Here is a 15991-nt window from a genome sequence, read left to right on the forward strand (position 1 = left end):
TATAGGTCAAAATGGGGTGATTTCGGCCATAAATGGTATGACGATAAAGGTGGGGCATGCGGATGTGGTATGGCGCATAATGCTGGCTGACACATTGTCCTTGACCAGCCTGCCGTCCTCCTTACTTACGCCCTCTTAACAGTAAGCAAGGCGGTATTGGGTACGCGGATGAGCGGCCTCTTTGCCAATTGCACAAACTGGCGAATGAAATGGCTGAGACGGCACTGAGTGGGGAACGCGTGCTTGTGTTTTCTGAAACTGTGGATTACGACAGCGTGATGACGGGTTATTTTTTGAAAAACTTTAATAGACCGGCCGCCCATCCCGTTTGGTGCACCTGTGCATGACAGCATGCGGGATGGGCGGTACTGCCACTAAGCGGGGTGGTTTGTAAAAGCTGCTGATATACCGTTTGCGCACGGTTGCCAGTGCGGCAAAATCCCAGCACTGGCTGCGGATGTTGACCGAATGCTGCACCGAGTGCTGCTACCTGTCCGGGTTGAATCTGGTTAGGAATTACCGGGATATAAGCATAGGCCAGTCCCAGCGCTGCCGCTTTGGCAGCGAGTGCGGCACTGGTCGGTTGTGCATCGCCACCTTCTCCGTCGGGCCTGAAGTTAACAACCGTTTTAAAGCCGGAGTGTGCGATTTTTTCCAAATCATTCAGACTGATTTGCCCGGTGATGCTAAATCGCTGGTCTATTGATTTGATTGACATGTCGCTTTGGTCACTCATTATCTGTACTCTCTATCGGATTGTCATGCTGCGGGTTTGCGGCAAAACTGCTGATGCAGTACTTCGATTACCGCCAGTGCTGCCGGGCTGCTAATGCAATAAAACACATTTTTACCTTCTCTGCGGGTGCTCACTAGTTGCGCTTCGCGCAATACTGTCAACTGTTGCGAAAGGCTGGGTTGATGCAGGTCGAGGCTGGCTTCCAGCTCACCCACCGACTTTTCCCCTTGTGATAGCTGGCAAAGCAACATGAGCCTATCGGTATTTGCCATTGCTTTCATCAACTGACTGGCCTGATCAGCAGAGGCTCTCAGCTGGTCAAAGAGATCCACTGCAAGTTCTGAAGTTTGCATGATACCCCTACGATACGTATTTTTTATTATGATATTAAAAAATGTATTCAATTGTAAAACTAGCCATCAACTCTTTGACTTGTAAAAGCTTTTTATGGATTGCTTGTCACCGAGATGGTGGATATGTTTTCTTATATGTTAAAGTTTATCGCATAAATGCGCATTTTTTTCACTATGCAAGCATGCATTTTTATAAAAAATATAGACGGGGGAAGAGATGGATAATATGCAATCACTGGCCTGGTTAACGGTGTTTCCTGAGTTGCAGGCACTGGATGAATCTGCCAAGAAGCTCTTGGTGCAATATGCACGTATCGTTGAGGCACCTATTGGCACAATAGGTTATCGTGAAGGTGACCATTGTGGTGCGTATGTGTTGCGTCTTAAGGGACGCTCTCGTGTTTATAAGATGTCATCCGGCGGTCGCGAAATAGTGCTTTACCGTGTTGGTGCCGGGGAAACATGTGTGATTACCACCACCTGTCTGCTCGGTAACAGTCAGTATCCGGCCTCCACTATTGTGGAGGAACCGATTCAGGATGTACTTATTCCAGAGCCTATTTTTAATCGATTGATGATTGATTCAATCGTTTTTCGCCAGTATGTGATGCAGAACTATGGCGCACTGATCAGTGATTTGATCGTATTGCTGGATGAGGTTGCTTTTCAAACACTGGATGCGCGTTTGGCAAAATGGCTGCTGGATATGGGCAATAACACCATTCAGCGCACGCATCAGCAGATTGCAGATGAGTTGGGTACAGCGCGCGAAGTGGTGAGCCGGCAACTTAAGCGACTTGAGCAGAAAGGCTGGTTAACCATGGGGCGAGGTGTCATTGAAATTCAACAGCGGAGTGCATTGCTCAAGTTGGCAAATAGTGGCTAACAGTCAATGTCAGTCGGTGTATCCAGGCGGATACAAACTTTTCGGGCGATTGATACATGTTTCGGTCATCTCTCATGATTGAATGCACGTTATGGTAAGCAGCTGCACTATGCAGTGCATTTTTAACAGGAGAACCAGAATGCGTAAACTGATTGGATTGAGTGTTGTATTGATGGTGACTAGTCATGCAGCACTAGCCGATACTGAATTCGTAGATCGTGCCAGAGTCATTTCTGTCGCACCTCAGGTCCAGCGTATTAACCAGCCTAGGCAAGAGTGTCATACCGAGTATGTGCGTGAAAGTGTTTATGAGCCTGCCAGTCGTTCCAATACAGGGGCGGTCGTTGGTGGCGTTGCTGGTGGATTGTTAGGCAGTACTATAGGCCGTGGTAGCGGACGAGTAGCAGCGGCGGCAGTCGGGGCTGGCTTGGGCGCAATCGTGGGTGACCGCGTAGGAAATCAAGATACCTATGGGAGTGAGAGAACAGTGACCCGCCCGATAGAGCAGTGTGTGACGATTGATCAGTGGCAAACGGTGACAACTGGTTACTTGGTCAATTACGAGTATCAGGGCCGGCAGTACTCAACTTTGATGGATAGAGAGCCTGGGCCCAGCATTGATGTGAGCGTGTTGGTAAGGCCTCATCAGACACAAATGCAACCACCGATTAAACCTGCTGCATGGCATGGACCTGCCGGTCATCAGTATAGAAATGAACGGAATTACTGGTAAATGAATATGATGTGAGTGGATGTTATATCAGTCCCAGAAGCTCGTTGAATCAAAAAAACGCCATACAGAAATGAATGGCGTTTTTGTTATCCTATTGTTACGAGCGCTATCAAATATCTAGTCTGGCTGTGGAGTGCTGTGCACTGATTGTCCCGATATGACGAGCAAGTGCTTCAGATAAGGGCTGAGGTTTATTGAGATAAAAACCTTGCGCATAGCTAACTCCAATCTGTTTTAGGCATTCAAGGGCTGCCAGATCTTCTACATACTCGGCAATAGTCTCGATTTCCATCGACTCGGCAACACTTTGTATCGCTTTTGCCATCGCCAAATCCACTTTGTTATGGGTGATATCTCTGACATATGAACCATCCATTTTTAGAAAGTTGACTGGTAGATGTTTCAAATAACTAAACGACGACATGCCACTACCAAAATCGTCAAGCATAAAGCGCGTGCCCATGCGTTTCAGCTCTTGAATCAGTTTAATCGTATTATCAATATTAATAATCGCCGAGGTTTCTGTCACCTCAAAGCAGACATGGTTAGCCGGGATGTCGTAGGTACTGAAGCACTCTTTAATGTACGCCAGTAGGTTGGGGTCACCTAATGACATGCCTGAAAGGTTAATGCTGACGATAAAAGGTTTTGTTTGCTGTTGCATTTTAAATAATGGCTGCAAAGCCATAAATGCATGTTGTATGACCCATCGATCAATTTTTGTCATTAATTGATAGCGTTCCGCTGAAGGCAGGAACTCTGCTGGAGGAATGATGCCGCCTTGTTCATCACGTTTGCGGATGAGCACCTCGTAGAATGGTGGTAAATCACGATTCTGCAAGGGGTAAATACCTTGGCAGTACAACACAAAATCGTTTTGATCGATGGCCTCGTTGATGCGTGATACCCACTCCATTTCAACGTGACGTTTGAGTAATACGTTATCTTCCGGATGAAATAAATGAATCTGGTTTCGGCCGTTGTCTTTGGCAACATAACAGGCTGCATCTGCATGGCGAGTGATTTGACCAACATCTTTTAAATCTGCGGTGATTTCAACAATACCGATACTGATGCCAGTTTGAAATAAGCGACCTTCGTGCATAAAGCGAAAAGTTTCGACCATTTGTCTTAATTGCGCTGTAATTTCGATGGCCTTTTCGACCTCACAATAACTGAGTAATAGCCCGAATTCATCGCCACCCAATCTGGCAAAAGTATCTTCTGCGCGAATACGTTGACTAAGAATCATGCTGATTTGCCGCAACATTTCATCACCGGCGAGGTGGCCACATGTATCATTAATGACGCGAAATTGGTCGAGGTCCATGTAGCAGAATATGTGGCTGGCGCGATGTTGTTTGACGTCATCAAGTGCTTGTTGCAACCTTCTTTCGAGCTCCTGCCGATTGACGAGCCCGGTCAAAGCGTCATGTCTTGCCTGATAGCGTAGCTGCGCTTGTGCATCCTGAATGCGATCACGCATATCAGCTTCAGCATGTTGCATCTCTCGGGAGATTTCATTTAAAGTTGTTTGCAGCGTTTGTATTTCTGGGAGCGAATGCTTGACCTGACTTACCTCTTGATTGCCGATCATGAATTTTTTAAGCGCGGTCGTCATTTCGCGAATGGGCTGGCTAATTGAACGGCTCACCCAGTAAACCAGAATAGAACACAGCATGAGCCCCAGTGTGATGTAGCCAACATTTTTAATAAATGCTTGCCTGTGATCTTCAATCAGTGATGCCTTATCAATTGCAACAAAAATGTAGCCAATCAGCACATGTTTGGGTTCAGTTGTAAAGACTCTGACCATGGTGATGTCAAAACTTGATTGTTGCAGGACAACCGTATCTTGTTGCGGCAATGGTTGTTCAACATTGAAGGAGGTTCCCAAGCTCGCCAGTGAGCGATTATTTGCATCGGCAATCACCAGTGACATGTAGGGCTCATGCTCAAGCTGGCTCGCTTTTAATAAGCGATCAATGTACTGCTGGCCATGTAGCTCTGACTGATTATGCACAACAGCAGACAAAAACTTGGCTGTAGTGAGTGCATGCTGGCTTAATTTACTTTCTTCCCGCTGTAATTGATCTTGAAAATCAAACATCAGCAAAGTACATGAGAGTGCAAATACCGGGGCGATTACAAGCAACAGCAGTCTGGCTTGTATGCTTAAATTTTGAAGAAATTGCATAGCCGTTTGAACTCAACAACCTTTTTCATGGATTAATATCAAAATGGAGTGTTTCTATGCTTGCATAGCGTTTCATGACATCCCCCATATTTTCGTGTATAAGTCCAACGCATTATAACAGGACCACTTTTGCAGATTGGGCACATGAAAACATGCAATATATTAAATTATGTTAAATAAATTCTTGCAAGGCAGTGCGCTATGTTTAATGCTTATTGGTAATACAATTTATCATGATTTTAGAAGTTTATATTACAGATTTTATGTGTGAAGCGGCAATCGCACCTGTTGAGACAGTACAGTCGATAGTCGACGCTTGTCCAGAATTATTGTATGCGAAGTGGCAAGTACAGAGGCATGGGCCACTCCAAACATTATTTAACCAGTTGCAGGGTGATGAAAACATTTGCAGCACCTCATCGCTCGCATCCTCAGTATTAGTTAGCAAAAAAACGAGCAGTATTTCTGGCACTATGTTGTGCTTGCTCCCTGTCCAGTTGAATATGCAGCGTGACAGTTTTTCTCTGCAAGGGATTGTGCCGTTGAGTAAAGCACATTATCAGCAGTTGACGGTACAAATCAGCGAGCATTTTGCCAAAGACTTTATTCTGCATACCGATCCAGATAATCGATTCTGGTGGGTACAACCCTTGCAAACACTAGAGGTTGAGTGCCCTTGGCCACAAAGTGTGCTCTTTCAACAAGCGTTTGCCTGGCAACCCACAGGTAGAGGTGCGCGTGTGCTACGCCAATGGGTAAATGAATGTCAAATGCTCATGCATCAAATCGCGCATCATGCCGATGCGTCCTGGCCAGCGACTTTAAACAGTCTGTGGTTTTCCAATGTCGCGCAATTGCCCTCATGGCAACACAGGTTTGACCTGATCAGTGGGCAGGGACGCTTGTTAGAGGGCTTGACTGCTAGTGGTTTGTCCGCTGTCAGGGCTCTCAAGATTGCAGAGCTTGCAAGCGGTCAGCGCTATAAGCATGCTCTGTTTGTGGCTGACAGTATGCGAGATGTGGATTGGGAATCTTTATCAGTTGCTTTTAGTAAAGGCATATTTACGCAATTAAAAATTATGCTTCCATTTGCTGAGTGTAGCGTGCATATCACGTTAAAGCGGGGCCTGCGTTGGTGTTTTTGGCGAAAGCCGCGCCCGATGGACAGTTTGTTGCAAGCATTGCATGAGTCACTGTTGTCGCAGCCTAAGTCTGCTCAAGGGGTACGCTAGTGCGTATACAGCAACGATTGTTTTCTATGGCGGCTTGTGAAGCCTTGCAAGCACAAGGGTATTCGCCTTTGCTGGCGCGACTAATGGCAGCAAGAGGTGTTGTTTCGGCAGACAGTCAGCAACAAGCGTTGCCACATTTGATTAAGCCTGAAGCGCTGCTGGGTTGCTCGCAGATGGCAACTTTGCTGGCAGATGCCATCCTGCAAAAGAAACGTATTTTAATTGTGGGAGATTACGATGCGGATGGCGCTACTGCAACTTGCGTAGCCATGCTGGGCTTACAGACCATGGGTGCGCAAGTGGATTTTCTGGTTCCGAATCGTTTTGAGTATGGCTACGGGCTCACTCCGGAAATTGTTGCCTTGGCTGCACAGCAGCAGCCTGATGTGATTCTGACTGTGGATAACGGCATTGCCAGTATTGAGGGCGTCGCTGCTGCCAAGCAGATTGGTTTGCAGGTACTGATTACCGACCATCATTTACCTGCTGAACAGACGCCAGTAGCAGATTGTATTGTCAATCCGAACCAGCGGGGATGTGCTTTCCCGAGTAAACATCTGGCCGGGGTTGGTGTGATGTTTTATGTGTTAATTGCCCTGCGTGCCGAGCTGAAACAGCGCGGTATGCTGGCAGAGAATGCTGTGCATCTGGCCGGTTTGCTTGATTTGGTGGCACTTGGCACCGTCGCTGATCTGGTCAGGCTGGATAGCAACAACAGGATTCTGGTGGCGCAGGGGCTCAAACGGATACGGCAAGGCCATGCCTGCCCCGGGATTCTGGCTATTCTCAAGCTGGCAGGCCGCGAGCCATCACAAGTTAATGCGCAAGACTTAGGTTTTTATCTGGGGCCGCGAATCAACGCCGCCGGCAGGCTGGATGACATGGCGATCGGTATACGCTGTCTTCTAGCCAAGACGGATGAGGAGGCGATGCGTTATGCACGACAATTGCATGCTTTGAATGCAGAACGCAAGCAAATTGAAGCCGAGATGCAGTGGGATGCCATGGCCGATTTGCAAAGTGATTTCCAGGCCAGTCAGTACACTATCAGTGTCTACCAGCCGGACTGGCACCAGGGCGTGATTGGCATCTTGGCTTCTCGCATCAAGGAACGTTATCACCGGCCGGTGATCGCCTTTGCCGATGCCAGTGATGGGTTGATTAAAGGGTCTGGCCGCTCTATCCCTGGGTTACATTTACGCGATGCGCTTGACCTGGTCACCAAGCGCTCACCAGATATTATTGTGAAGTTTGGCGGGCATGCCATGGCGGCCGGATTAACTATTCGTATGCATGATTTTGTCCGGTTCCAGCAAATTTTTGAGCAGGTGGTGAAAAGTCTGATATCAGCAGAAATTTTGCAGGAAGTGCTGGAGATGGATGGTCCACTCGCTTTACAGGAGATGACTTTAGGTACTGCAGAATTACTTGCCAATGAAGTTTGGGGGCAAGGCTTTCCGCAACCTGTATTTTATGATCGTTTTGAGATACTGCAACAACGTGTGCTGGCCGAAAAACACCTCAAACTACGCCTGCAAAAACAGGGGCAGGTGTTCGAAGCGATCTATTTTCAACATGCTGATCCATTACCCGATCAAATTGACCTTGCCTATGCCTTGCAGGTGAACGAATTTAATGGCAATCGTAGTTTGCAATTGCAGGTAGTGCATGCGGTGGTCTGATGGAGACTTTTATGGGCACCTCTAATAATCATTCAAATTCCGTCGCGATGCTGTGTTGTTGCGCATAAATTTTTTTCCGTACATATCCACTGCGTCTAAATTTTTTAATCGCGCCAAGGCTTGCTTAGCATTTTGAATGATTAGAGGTGCTCTTATGCAAGGTGTAAGCCTCACTACACAGTAGTCACCGAATAGTGCGTAGTAAGCACTGAGGAAAATATATTCTTGAGAAATGAGTGGTGTTCAATGTTGGTGGTGCATGTTTAATTGCGCATTTCTAGTCCGCTATTGAGGATTTTCAATGTCTTGGCGATGAATCGGTTTGCTATTTTAAATTTGCTGGTATCTGTGTTCATCTCCGGTCTTATCAAGCTTTTAGGGCGTTTGCATTAAATACGGTAAAATACAGCCTTCATTGAAGAGGTTGAAGCATGGCCCGTCCGTTTAAAACACCCAAGAATACTCCCGCTCCGCGCACTCCAAGCCCAAAGCCCAGCGCATCGACTGATGCGCACAATATTGCCCTTGATGCAGATGCCCCGCGTGAGGGGCAGCGTCTTCACAAGTTACTGGCATTGGCCGGGTTTGGCTCACGCCGCGATATGGAGACGCTGATTGCCAGTGGACGTATCACGATTAATGGTCAGGTGGCTTTGGTTGGTGCAGTGGTGACAGAGCATGATGTGGTACGCATGGATAGCCGTATTTTGCATTTGCCGTTTGACCCGGAGCTGCCCCAAATCTTGCTGTATCACAAACCGGAAGGTGAAATTGTCAGCCAAGATGATCCGGAAGGACGTGCCACGGTGTTTGATAAATTGCCACGCATCAAGCAAGGCAAGTGGATTGCTGTAGGCCGCTTGGACATGAATACCAGCGGCTTGTTGATTTTTACCAACTCGGGTGATCTGGCAAACCGCTTTATGCATCCACGCTATGAAGTGGAGCGTGAGTATGCGGTGCGCATTCTGGGGGAGTTGACTGAAGAGCAGATGGCGCAACTCAAGCACGGAATTGAGCTTGAAGATGGCCCTGCCAACTTTGAAAGCATCCACGCACAGGGCGGTGAGGGTGCCAATAAATGGTATCAGGTTGTGATTAAAGAGGGACGCAACCGTGAGGTCCGCCGCCTGTTTGAGGCGTTCCACCTGCCGGTGAGCCGTCTGATGCGAGTGCGTTTTGGCCCGATCAACCTACCGCCACGTCTTAAGCGTGGCACCATGCTCAAGCTGGAACAAAAACAGGTGGTTTCGTTGCTGGAGTGGGCAGATTTACCTGTGTCACGCAAGCCACTCAAACAATTGAGCCCGCATGAAAAAGACCGTGCAACTCGTGTCTTTGTGCCAAAAGTGCGTAAACAGCGTCGCAGTCTGCTTGAGACTGCAAACGCACCTGAGGCTGAACGCCCACAGCGCGCAGCACCTAAGCAGCCGCGCCGCATTCGTCAGGAGTCCGATTTAAAAGAGGCCTCCAGACAAAATGCCCGGTTGAATACAAGGGCTAAAAAAAGCAGTAATCGCAATCGCGGTTAATCATGCAGCAGGCTATCAATAGCCTGCCTCGATCAGATCTTCTTTGTTTAGCAAAAATACAAACTGATCGCCGCCGCTGGTATCCAGCCAGAGAAAAGGTAAGTCAGGGTATGCTGCATGTAGCGCATCGCGGTTATGCCCGATTTCCACAACCAGCAGCCCGCCATCGTTCATGTATTCACTCGCCTGCGTCAGAAGGGTGTGGGTATGGTCAAGTCCGGCCTCTCCACTGCCCAATGCCAGTTGCGGTTCGTTCCGATATTCCGCCGGGAGCTGCGCCATGCTGGGGGCATCAACGTAAGGCGGGTTGCTGATAATGACATCATATTTACGCCCTTTTAGGGCTGAAAACATATCAGATTGTACCGCTTGCACCTGAGCTTCCAGACCATAGCGGCCGATATTGATATTGCAGACTTCAATCGCATCCGTAGAAATGTCCACCACATCAATATGCGCATTCGGGTAAGCTTCGGCAAGCAATATGCCGAGGCAGCCTGAACCAGTGCAAATGTCGGCTGCAGATTCGACCATCTCTGGAAATTCTATCCAAGGCTGCAAACCATTTTCCAGCAACTCAGCAATAAACGAGCGAGGCACAATCACGCGTTCGTCCACATAGAATTTATAGCCACGCAACCAGGCTTCATTGACCAGGTAGGCAGTCGGCACATGCGCGCTGACACGTTTTTCAATCAGCGTGGACAGATGCTCGCATTCCTCTGTGGTGAGCCTGGCGTCCTGAAAGTTGCTCAGGGTGTCATGCGGCAAATGCAATGCACTCATCACCAGCCACACCGCTTCGTCATAGCTGTTATCCGTGCCATGACCATAAAAAATATCAGAGTTTTCAAAACGGCTGACGGCGTAACGTAACCAGTCGCGTATGCTATTAAGTTGAGTGGTCATATTATTTAAGTAAGAGCAGTTCCATGGTGCGTTTGTAGGTTTGTTTGAGCGGTTCGATATCTGCCACTGCAACACATTCATTCAGTTTGTGGATGGTGGCATTGAGTGGGCCGAACTCGATCACTTGCTTGCAAATGTCGGCAATAAAGCGGCCATCAGACGTTCCGCCCGTGGTTGAAAGCTCTGGGCTCACCCCATAACTCTCCACAATGGCCTGGCTGATCGCCTCAACCAGATCACCGCGCGGTGTGATGTAAGACTGGTTATGTTCCCAATCGAGCGTGTAATCGAGTGCATGTTTGTCCAGAATGGCATGTACGCGTGATCGCAAGCTGGCTTCTGAACTGCCGTTACCATCGACTTCTGGACAATAACGGAAGTTAAACAGAATTTCTACTTCACCTGGCACTACGTTGGTGGCACCCGTGCCGCCGTTCATATTTGAAATTTGCCATGAGGTCGGCGGGAAGTATTCATTACCCTGATCCCATGTGGTTTCCACCATGTCCTTGATAGCAGGAGCCACCATGTGGATCGGGTTTTTTACGAGATGAGGGTACGCAATATGCCCCTGGACGCCTTTGACAATGAGTTTGCCGGACAGTGAGCCGCGACGGCCATTTTTAATCATGTCGCCTACAACTTTGTTACTGGTAGGTTCACCCACAATACAATAATCAAAGGTTTCACCTCGGGCTTGCAGGGCTTCGACCACTTTTACGGTACCTTCAATCGCAACGCCTTCTTCATCTGATGTAATCAGTAGTCCTATAGAACCTGTGTGTTCAGGATGTTCGGTAATAAAGGCTTCAATACTGGTAATAAATGCAGCCAGCGAAGTTTTCATGTCGGCCGCGCCGCGTGCATACAGCATGCCGTCTTTTATCGTAGGCTCAAAAGGCGGCGTATGCCATTTATCCAGAGGGCCGGTAGGGACGACGTCAGTATGGCCTGCAAACACCATCAGCGGTCTGCTGTTGCCACGTCGGGCATAAAAATTATCTACTTCACCAAATCGCATGCGCTCGATCTTGAAACCCAGGGGTTCCAGTCGTGCAATCATGGTTTCCTGGCAAGCCGCATCTTCGGGAGTGAGTGAGCGTCTGCATAATAAATCAATAGCAAGTTCGAGTGTGTTGGACATGGCGGTGTCACTGTTTCTGGAAAAGTTGGGTATATTCAGCTTCGTTGAAACCGATGGCGATAATCTGGTGATCTTTCACTACAACCGGGCGTTTGATCACAGATGTGTTGGACTGCATAAGGGTAAGTGCCGCCTGAGCATTGCTCACAGCCGCTTTTTCAGTCTCTGACAAATTGCGCCAGGTCATTCCGGCACGGTTGACCAATTTCTCCCACGGGACTTGTTCCAGCCATTGCTGCGCAACAGCTTGCTCAAATCCCTGTTTTTTAAAATCGTGGAATGCGTAAGGCACATCATGCTGTGCCAGCCATTCACGCGCTTTTTTGACCGTGCTGCAATTGGGAATTCCGTAGAGTTTCATGCTCGACTATGGCTATTAAAAAAATAATATTTTAACAGCCAGCCAGTACTGCGTGCGAGTATTTGTGGCAAATGGTCGTAGCTTAGTGATCAGAACAGGCTTTTGGTGGTGGTTCTATGCTGCAAGTCGCTGAATACATCAAACAGAAACTGCTGTTCCACAGGTTTCGAAAATAAATATCCTTGCATTTGATCACAGCCCGTAGTGGCAAGTGCCAGCCGCTGCTCCTCATCTTCTACACCTTCGGCAACTACATTCAGGTCAAGGGCATGCGCGAGCTTCACCACTGCTTCTACAATTGATAATGATACTTGTGAAATTGCAACTCCTTTGGTGAGGGAGCGATCCAGCTTGACTTCGCTTATTTCAAGATTCTGCAGGTAGCTTAAACTGAATGGGTGCAAGCCAAAGTCATCTAGCGAGACTTTTAGACCTAATGTTTTAAAGTGTCGCAATGTATCCCTGAATTGCTCTTGATGATGAATTGCATTTGTTTCTGATACCTCGAGGATCAGACTCCGCGGCTCAACTTGATTAATGTCCAGGATTGACTGGATATGTTCGCCCAGATGTTTATTTCTGAATTGCTGATGGGAAAGGTTTACAGAAATGCTGAGATCAATCCCAATTTCTCTGGCTTTTCTAATCGTATGGCAGGCTTGTGAAATAACCCATTCATTAATCTCTTCAACCATTCCAAAACGCTCTGCCGCTTCGATAAAGGTCGATGGTGATAGCAGTCCTCGGGATGGATGTTCCCAACGTAACAAGGCTTCGGCGCCATGTACCAGCCGGGTCATGGCATCCACCTTGGGTTGGAACAATAATTTGAACTCACGTTGGGTGATTGCATGTTTGAGTTCAATCCGGGTTTGCTGCATTTCATCTGATGCTTGTTCAATTTCAGCATCAAAAAAACGATATTGGTTTTTGCCGTTTTCTTTAGCCTTGTACATAGCTGCATCGGCGTTCAATTTTAACTTCTGTAAATTTCCATCTTGTGGGTACATGGAGATGCCAATTGAGCAGGAAATTTCAATCACATGGTCTTCAATGACAAAACTTTCGCGCATGGTATCAATAATACGTTGAATGACCGTAACCACACTTTGATGATTTTCGATTTCGCTCAGTATGGCAATAAACTCATCGCCCCCGGCGCGTGCAACGTAGTCACAATTACGCAGCGCATTGCTGATGCGTTTTGAGACTTCTATCAGTAGCAGGTCACCAATATGATGGCCGAATTGATCATTTACAGGTTTGAAGTGGTCAAGATCAATATAGGCCAATGCCATTGACTCTCCGTTACGGTCGCAACGCTTTGCACTGATTACCAAGTGCTGATTCAGTGCGTCCCTGTTGGGTAAATGCGTTAGCGGGTCATAAGCTGTTAATTTTCTATGGCTGGTTTGTGTGTTACGAAAGCTCAGTTTACTCTGGTTAATGTCGACAGCACGTTCGTAAAAAACCACTAATATGAACGAAGTCATGAATAGCAAAATTGGCGAAAGTACCAGCAACAAAGTTAAATAGTTGCTGGCTTGGTCAGTCGGCTGCAAAGCAAATTCACTGCTGTGCAGAATGCTGAGGTTGATTGCTGCATGGGCGGCAAGGAATCCAAGGGCAATTTCTACCGAAAACATCAGTTTGAGCCATCGTAACGCTTTCCCTTCATAGCCTTTTAGCCAGAGCATGGTCACAATGACCAGCGCCGACGTCATGCAGGCGATAAATAAGCCAAATAGCGCTGTCCAAATATCGATATTGATATTAATTGCGCCTGATGCAATATGGTAAAAGTAGGAGAGTAGGTACGCGCTGAAGCCGGCTGCCATTGCCGCATACATCAGTTCCCTTAATGGCAGGCTTCTCTGGTTGACGGTGTTTAACAATGAGAGGGCCAATAGATAGGCACATAGTAATGCGCCTATAAAATCCACAGGGTGCTGGGCGATTTTTGGAATGTTGTCTGAAGTGAATTGATAGCCTGCATGCAGGATAAATATTCCTGCAGCCAGTATGGATGCATACTTTTTAAGAAAAAGTTCGTGTTCTTTTTGTGCGACTTTTCGTAAGCGGTAAACCAGTTCAAACGCAAAATAACACCCGATCACACTGAGTGCGAAAAGCAGGCTGATATAAATTTGTGTTTGGCTCATAAGTAATTGCAATGTTGTTCTTGGTATTCTACTGCGTGACTACTGTTTGTCTTTATTGTGCTTATTTTTATTGCCTTTAATGCTCCAGACTCAATTTCAAAATAGTGGTAGAACAATCGGCACGCATACCTATAACGACACGCATGTTAAAAAATGTAGTGTTGCTACTGATTGTTGCGATAAGTATGTTGCCGATATGATAAAGCTGTAATGGTTAAATGCCGCGTAGCAACTCGTTTATGCCTACTTTACCCAGTGTTTTGGCGTCTACTTTTTTAACAATAACTGCGCAATACAAGCTATATTTTCCATCGCTGGAAGGCAAGTTGCCTGACACTACGACAGAGCCCGCCGGGACGCGGCCAAAATGCACTTCACCTGTTTCACGGTCATAAATCTTGGTAGATTGACCGATATATACGCCCATGGAGATGACACAGTTATCTTCAACCACAACCCCTTCAACCACTTCAGAGCGCGCACCGACAAAGCAGTTATCACCAATAATCGTTGGGCCAGCCTGAACTGGTTCAAGAACGCCACCGATCCCTACACCACCCGATAAATGCACGTTTTTACCAATTTGTGCACACGATCCAACAGTGGCCCACGTGTCTACCATAGAGCCTTCTCCAACATAAGCACCTATGTTGACATAAGATGGCATGAGCACTGTATTTTTGGCAATGAATGAGCCTTTTCGGACAATTGCATTAGGCACCACACGGAAACCGCCAGCTTTAAAGTCCTCTTCAGTGTAGTCAGCAAATTTCGGGTCCACCTTATCGAAATAACGTGTTACGCCATCATCCATCAATACATTATCTTTCAGGCGGAATGACAATAAAACAGCCTTTTTTAGCCATTGATGGGTTTCCCACTGCTGCGTATCACCGATACGGGTGGCTACGCGGAGTTTGCCTGCATCCAGATCATCCAGAACGGAACTAACCGTTTGTTTGACTTCAATAGAGGCGTTGCTTGGGTTGATGTTTGCGCGGTCTTCGAAAGCCGCTTCAATAATACTTTGACGAGGATCCATGTGTTCTCTACTTAATTTACTTGGGTAAACCTCACATTTTAACTCAAATTATATGGGTTTGGGTGCGTGCACACCGCTTCCGCGGCGTGATGATGTTGTATTACTTTGATTTTGAAGCCAAATACAAAGGCATTACACTAGGTGTTAATGCCTGTAAATCCTTGATGCGATTTTCGCTGGAAGGGTGGGTACTTAAAAACTCAGGCGGAGACTCTTTGTTGGCAGCATTCATTTTCTGCCATAAAGTGACTGCCGCTTCTGGGTTATAGCCCGCCCGTGCAGCTAATTCCAGCCCCATGCGATCTGCTTCGCGTTCTTGCTCGCGACCATTGGGTAGCGAGAATAGCAATTGGCTACCCATGCCTGCACCCTGTGCGGCCATGCTGCCCGCAGTTCCGCCGATGAGTGAAGCCAGCGCTTGTAAACCAAATTGCTGTACATAAGCTTGTGACATGCGTTCGCGTCCATGTTCGCGCAAGGCATGTGCAATTTCATGCCCAATCACGGCAGCCAGTTCATCGTCTGTTGCGTTCAATTTGTCTGCTAGACCTGAAAACACCATGATTTTCCCACCCGGCATGCAGTAAGCATTCAATTGATCATTTTTTTCGACGTTGACCTCCCATTTCCATTTGCTGGCATCTGGGCGGAACACGCCAACCTGGGTAATTAGGCGGTTGGAAATGGTCTTGACTCGGTTAAGTAAAGGCTTGTCTGCATTCAGTGTGTTTTTCTTTTGTGCATCCTGCAATGTTTGCACATACGATTGTGCCGACATCTGGTTCACTGTGCTGGATGGCAGTAAAAGCAACTGACTTCGTTTAACACCTGAAACACTGCTGCTCGTTGTGGTGGCGCAGGCTGACAACAGTGCGCAAAGCGTGGCGATGGAAAAGATTTTGATGAGCATCATGGTTAGCTATCCTTTGAATAACTCGGTGAAGCGTAAACGTCGTTTCATCGTTACATCATCATATAAAATTATGAAATGGATTTTACAGTATTTATTTCTTGAATCCAGC

The 15991-nt window shown here is 47.2% G+C and carries 14 protein-coding genes; 5 read left to right on the forward strand and 9 right to left on the reverse strand.

Translation table 11 applies throughout. The annotated features are described in order from the left end of the window. Positions 1-286 precede the first annotated feature (286 nt). Both Q9291_RS06990 and Q9291_RS06995 read right to left on the reverse strand, forming a co-directional pair. Complete coding sequence (locus Q9291_RS06990; protein ID WP_306389316.1) at positions 287-736, reverse strand: protein tyrosine phosphatase family protein; 450 nt, start codon at positions 734-736, stop codon at positions 287-289. Positions 737-759: 23 nt separating this feature from the next. Further along, positions 760-1089 (reverse strand): ArsR/SmtB family transcription factor, encoded by a 330-nt coding sequence (locus Q9291_RS06995; RefSeq protein ID WP_306389317.1) that lies wholly within the window; start codon positions 1087-1089, stop codon positions 760-762. Positions 1090-1315: 226 nt separating this feature from the next. Between Q9291_RS06995 and Q9291_RS07000 the strand changes: the two genes are divergently transcribed. After that, on the forward strand, positions 1316-1975 hold the full coding sequence (locus Q9291_RS07000; RefSeq protein WP_306389521.1) for a Crp/Fnr family transcriptional regulator: 660 nt from the start codon (positions 1316-1318) through the stop codon (positions 1973-1975). Positions 1976-2114: 139 nt separating this feature from the next. Then, positions 2115-2708 (forward strand): glycine zipper 2TM domain-containing protein, encoded by a 594-nt coding sequence (locus Q9291_RS07005; RefSeq protein WP_306389318.1) that lies wholly within the window; start codon positions 2115-2117, stop codon positions 2706-2708. A gap of 109 nt (positions 2709-2817) precedes the next feature. Here the strand turns inward: Q9291_RS07005 and Q9291_RS07010 are convergent, their stop codons facing one another. Continuing rightward, positions 2818-4905, reverse strand: coding sequence for a putative bifunctional diguanylate cyclase/phosphodiesterase (locus Q9291_RS07010; RefSeq protein ID WP_306389319.1), 2088 nt, complete (start codon positions 4903-4905; stop codon positions 2818-2820). A 473-nt stretch (positions 4906-5378) separates the two neighbouring features. Between Q9291_RS07010 and Q9291_RS07015 the strand changes: the two genes are divergently transcribed. The 3 genes from Q9291_RS07015 (at position 5379) to rluB (ending at position 9351) form a co-directional block, all read left to right on the forward strand. Then, positions 5379-6137 (forward strand): hypothetical protein, encoded by a 759-nt coding sequence (locus tag Q9291_RS07015; protein ID WP_306389320.1) that lies wholly within the window; start codon positions 5379-5381, stop codon positions 6135-6137. Positions 6138-6163: 26 nt separating this feature from the next. Further along, the gene (gene recJ, locus Q9291_RS07020) at positions 6164-7819 is read left to right on the forward strand and encodes a single-stranded-DNA-specific exonuclease RecJ (protein WP_306389522.1); all 1656 of its coding nucleotides are present in this window, start codon (positions 6164-6166) and stop codon (positions 7817-7819) included. Between the two features lie 431 nt (positions 7820-8250). Then, positions 8251-9351, forward strand: coding sequence for a 23S rRNA pseudouridine(2605) synthase RluB (rluB, locus tag Q9291_RS07025; protein WP_306389321.1), 1101 nt, complete (start codon positions 8251-8253; stop codon positions 9349-9351). A 15-nt stretch (positions 9352-9366) separates the two neighbouring features. Here rluB and prmB read toward each other — a convergent pair whose 3' ends face one another. From prmB to Q9291_RS07055, 6 genes are all read right to left on the reverse strand, one after another. Continuing rightward, entirely contained in the window at positions 9367-10260 is an 894-nt protein-coding gene (gene prmB, locus Q9291_RS07030) for a 50S ribosomal protein L3 N(5)-glutamine methyltransferase (RefSeq protein ID WP_306389322.1), read from the reverse strand. A 1-nt stretch (position 10261) separates the two neighbouring features. Next, the gene (gene dapE / locus Q9291_RS07035) at positions 10262-11404 is read right to left on the reverse strand and encodes a succinyl-diaminopimelate desuccinylase (RefSeq protein WP_306389323.1); all 1143 of its coding nucleotides are present in this window, start codon (positions 11402-11404) and stop codon (positions 10262-10264) included. A 7-nt stretch (positions 11405-11411) separates the two neighbouring features. Then, the gene (locus Q9291_RS07040) at positions 11412-11765 is read right to left on the reverse strand and encodes an ArsC family reductase (protein ID WP_306389324.1); all 354 of its coding nucleotides are present in this window, start codon (positions 11763-11765) and stop codon (positions 11412-11414) included. An 89-nt stretch (positions 11766-11854) separates the two neighbouring features. Continuing rightward, positions 11855-13927 (reverse strand): putative bifunctional diguanylate cyclase/phosphodiesterase, encoded by a 2073-nt coding sequence (locus Q9291_RS07045; RefSeq protein WP_306389325.1) that lies wholly within the window; start codon positions 13925-13927, stop codon positions 11855-11857. 214 nt (positions 13928-14141) lie between these two features. Then, the gene (gene dapD, locus Q9291_RS07050) at positions 14142-14969 is read right to left on the reverse strand and encodes a 2,3,4,5-tetrahydropyridine-2,6-dicarboxylate N-succinyltransferase (RefSeq protein ID WP_306389326.1); all 828 of its coding nucleotides are present in this window, start codon (positions 14967-14969) and stop codon (positions 14142-14144) included. A 100-nt stretch (positions 14970-15069) separates the two neighbouring features. After that, positions 15070-15882, reverse strand: coding sequence for a M48 family metallopeptidase (locus Q9291_RS07055; protein ID WP_306389327.1), 813 nt, complete (start codon positions 15880-15882; stop codon positions 15070-15072). Positions 15883-15991 lie beyond the last annotated feature (109 nt).

The sequence above is a fragment of the Methylophilus aquaticus genome (genome assembly GCF_030769565.1).
Lineage (GTDB): Bacteria > Pseudomonadota > Gammaproteobacteria > Burkholderiales > Methylophilaceae > Methylophilus > Methylophilus aquaticus.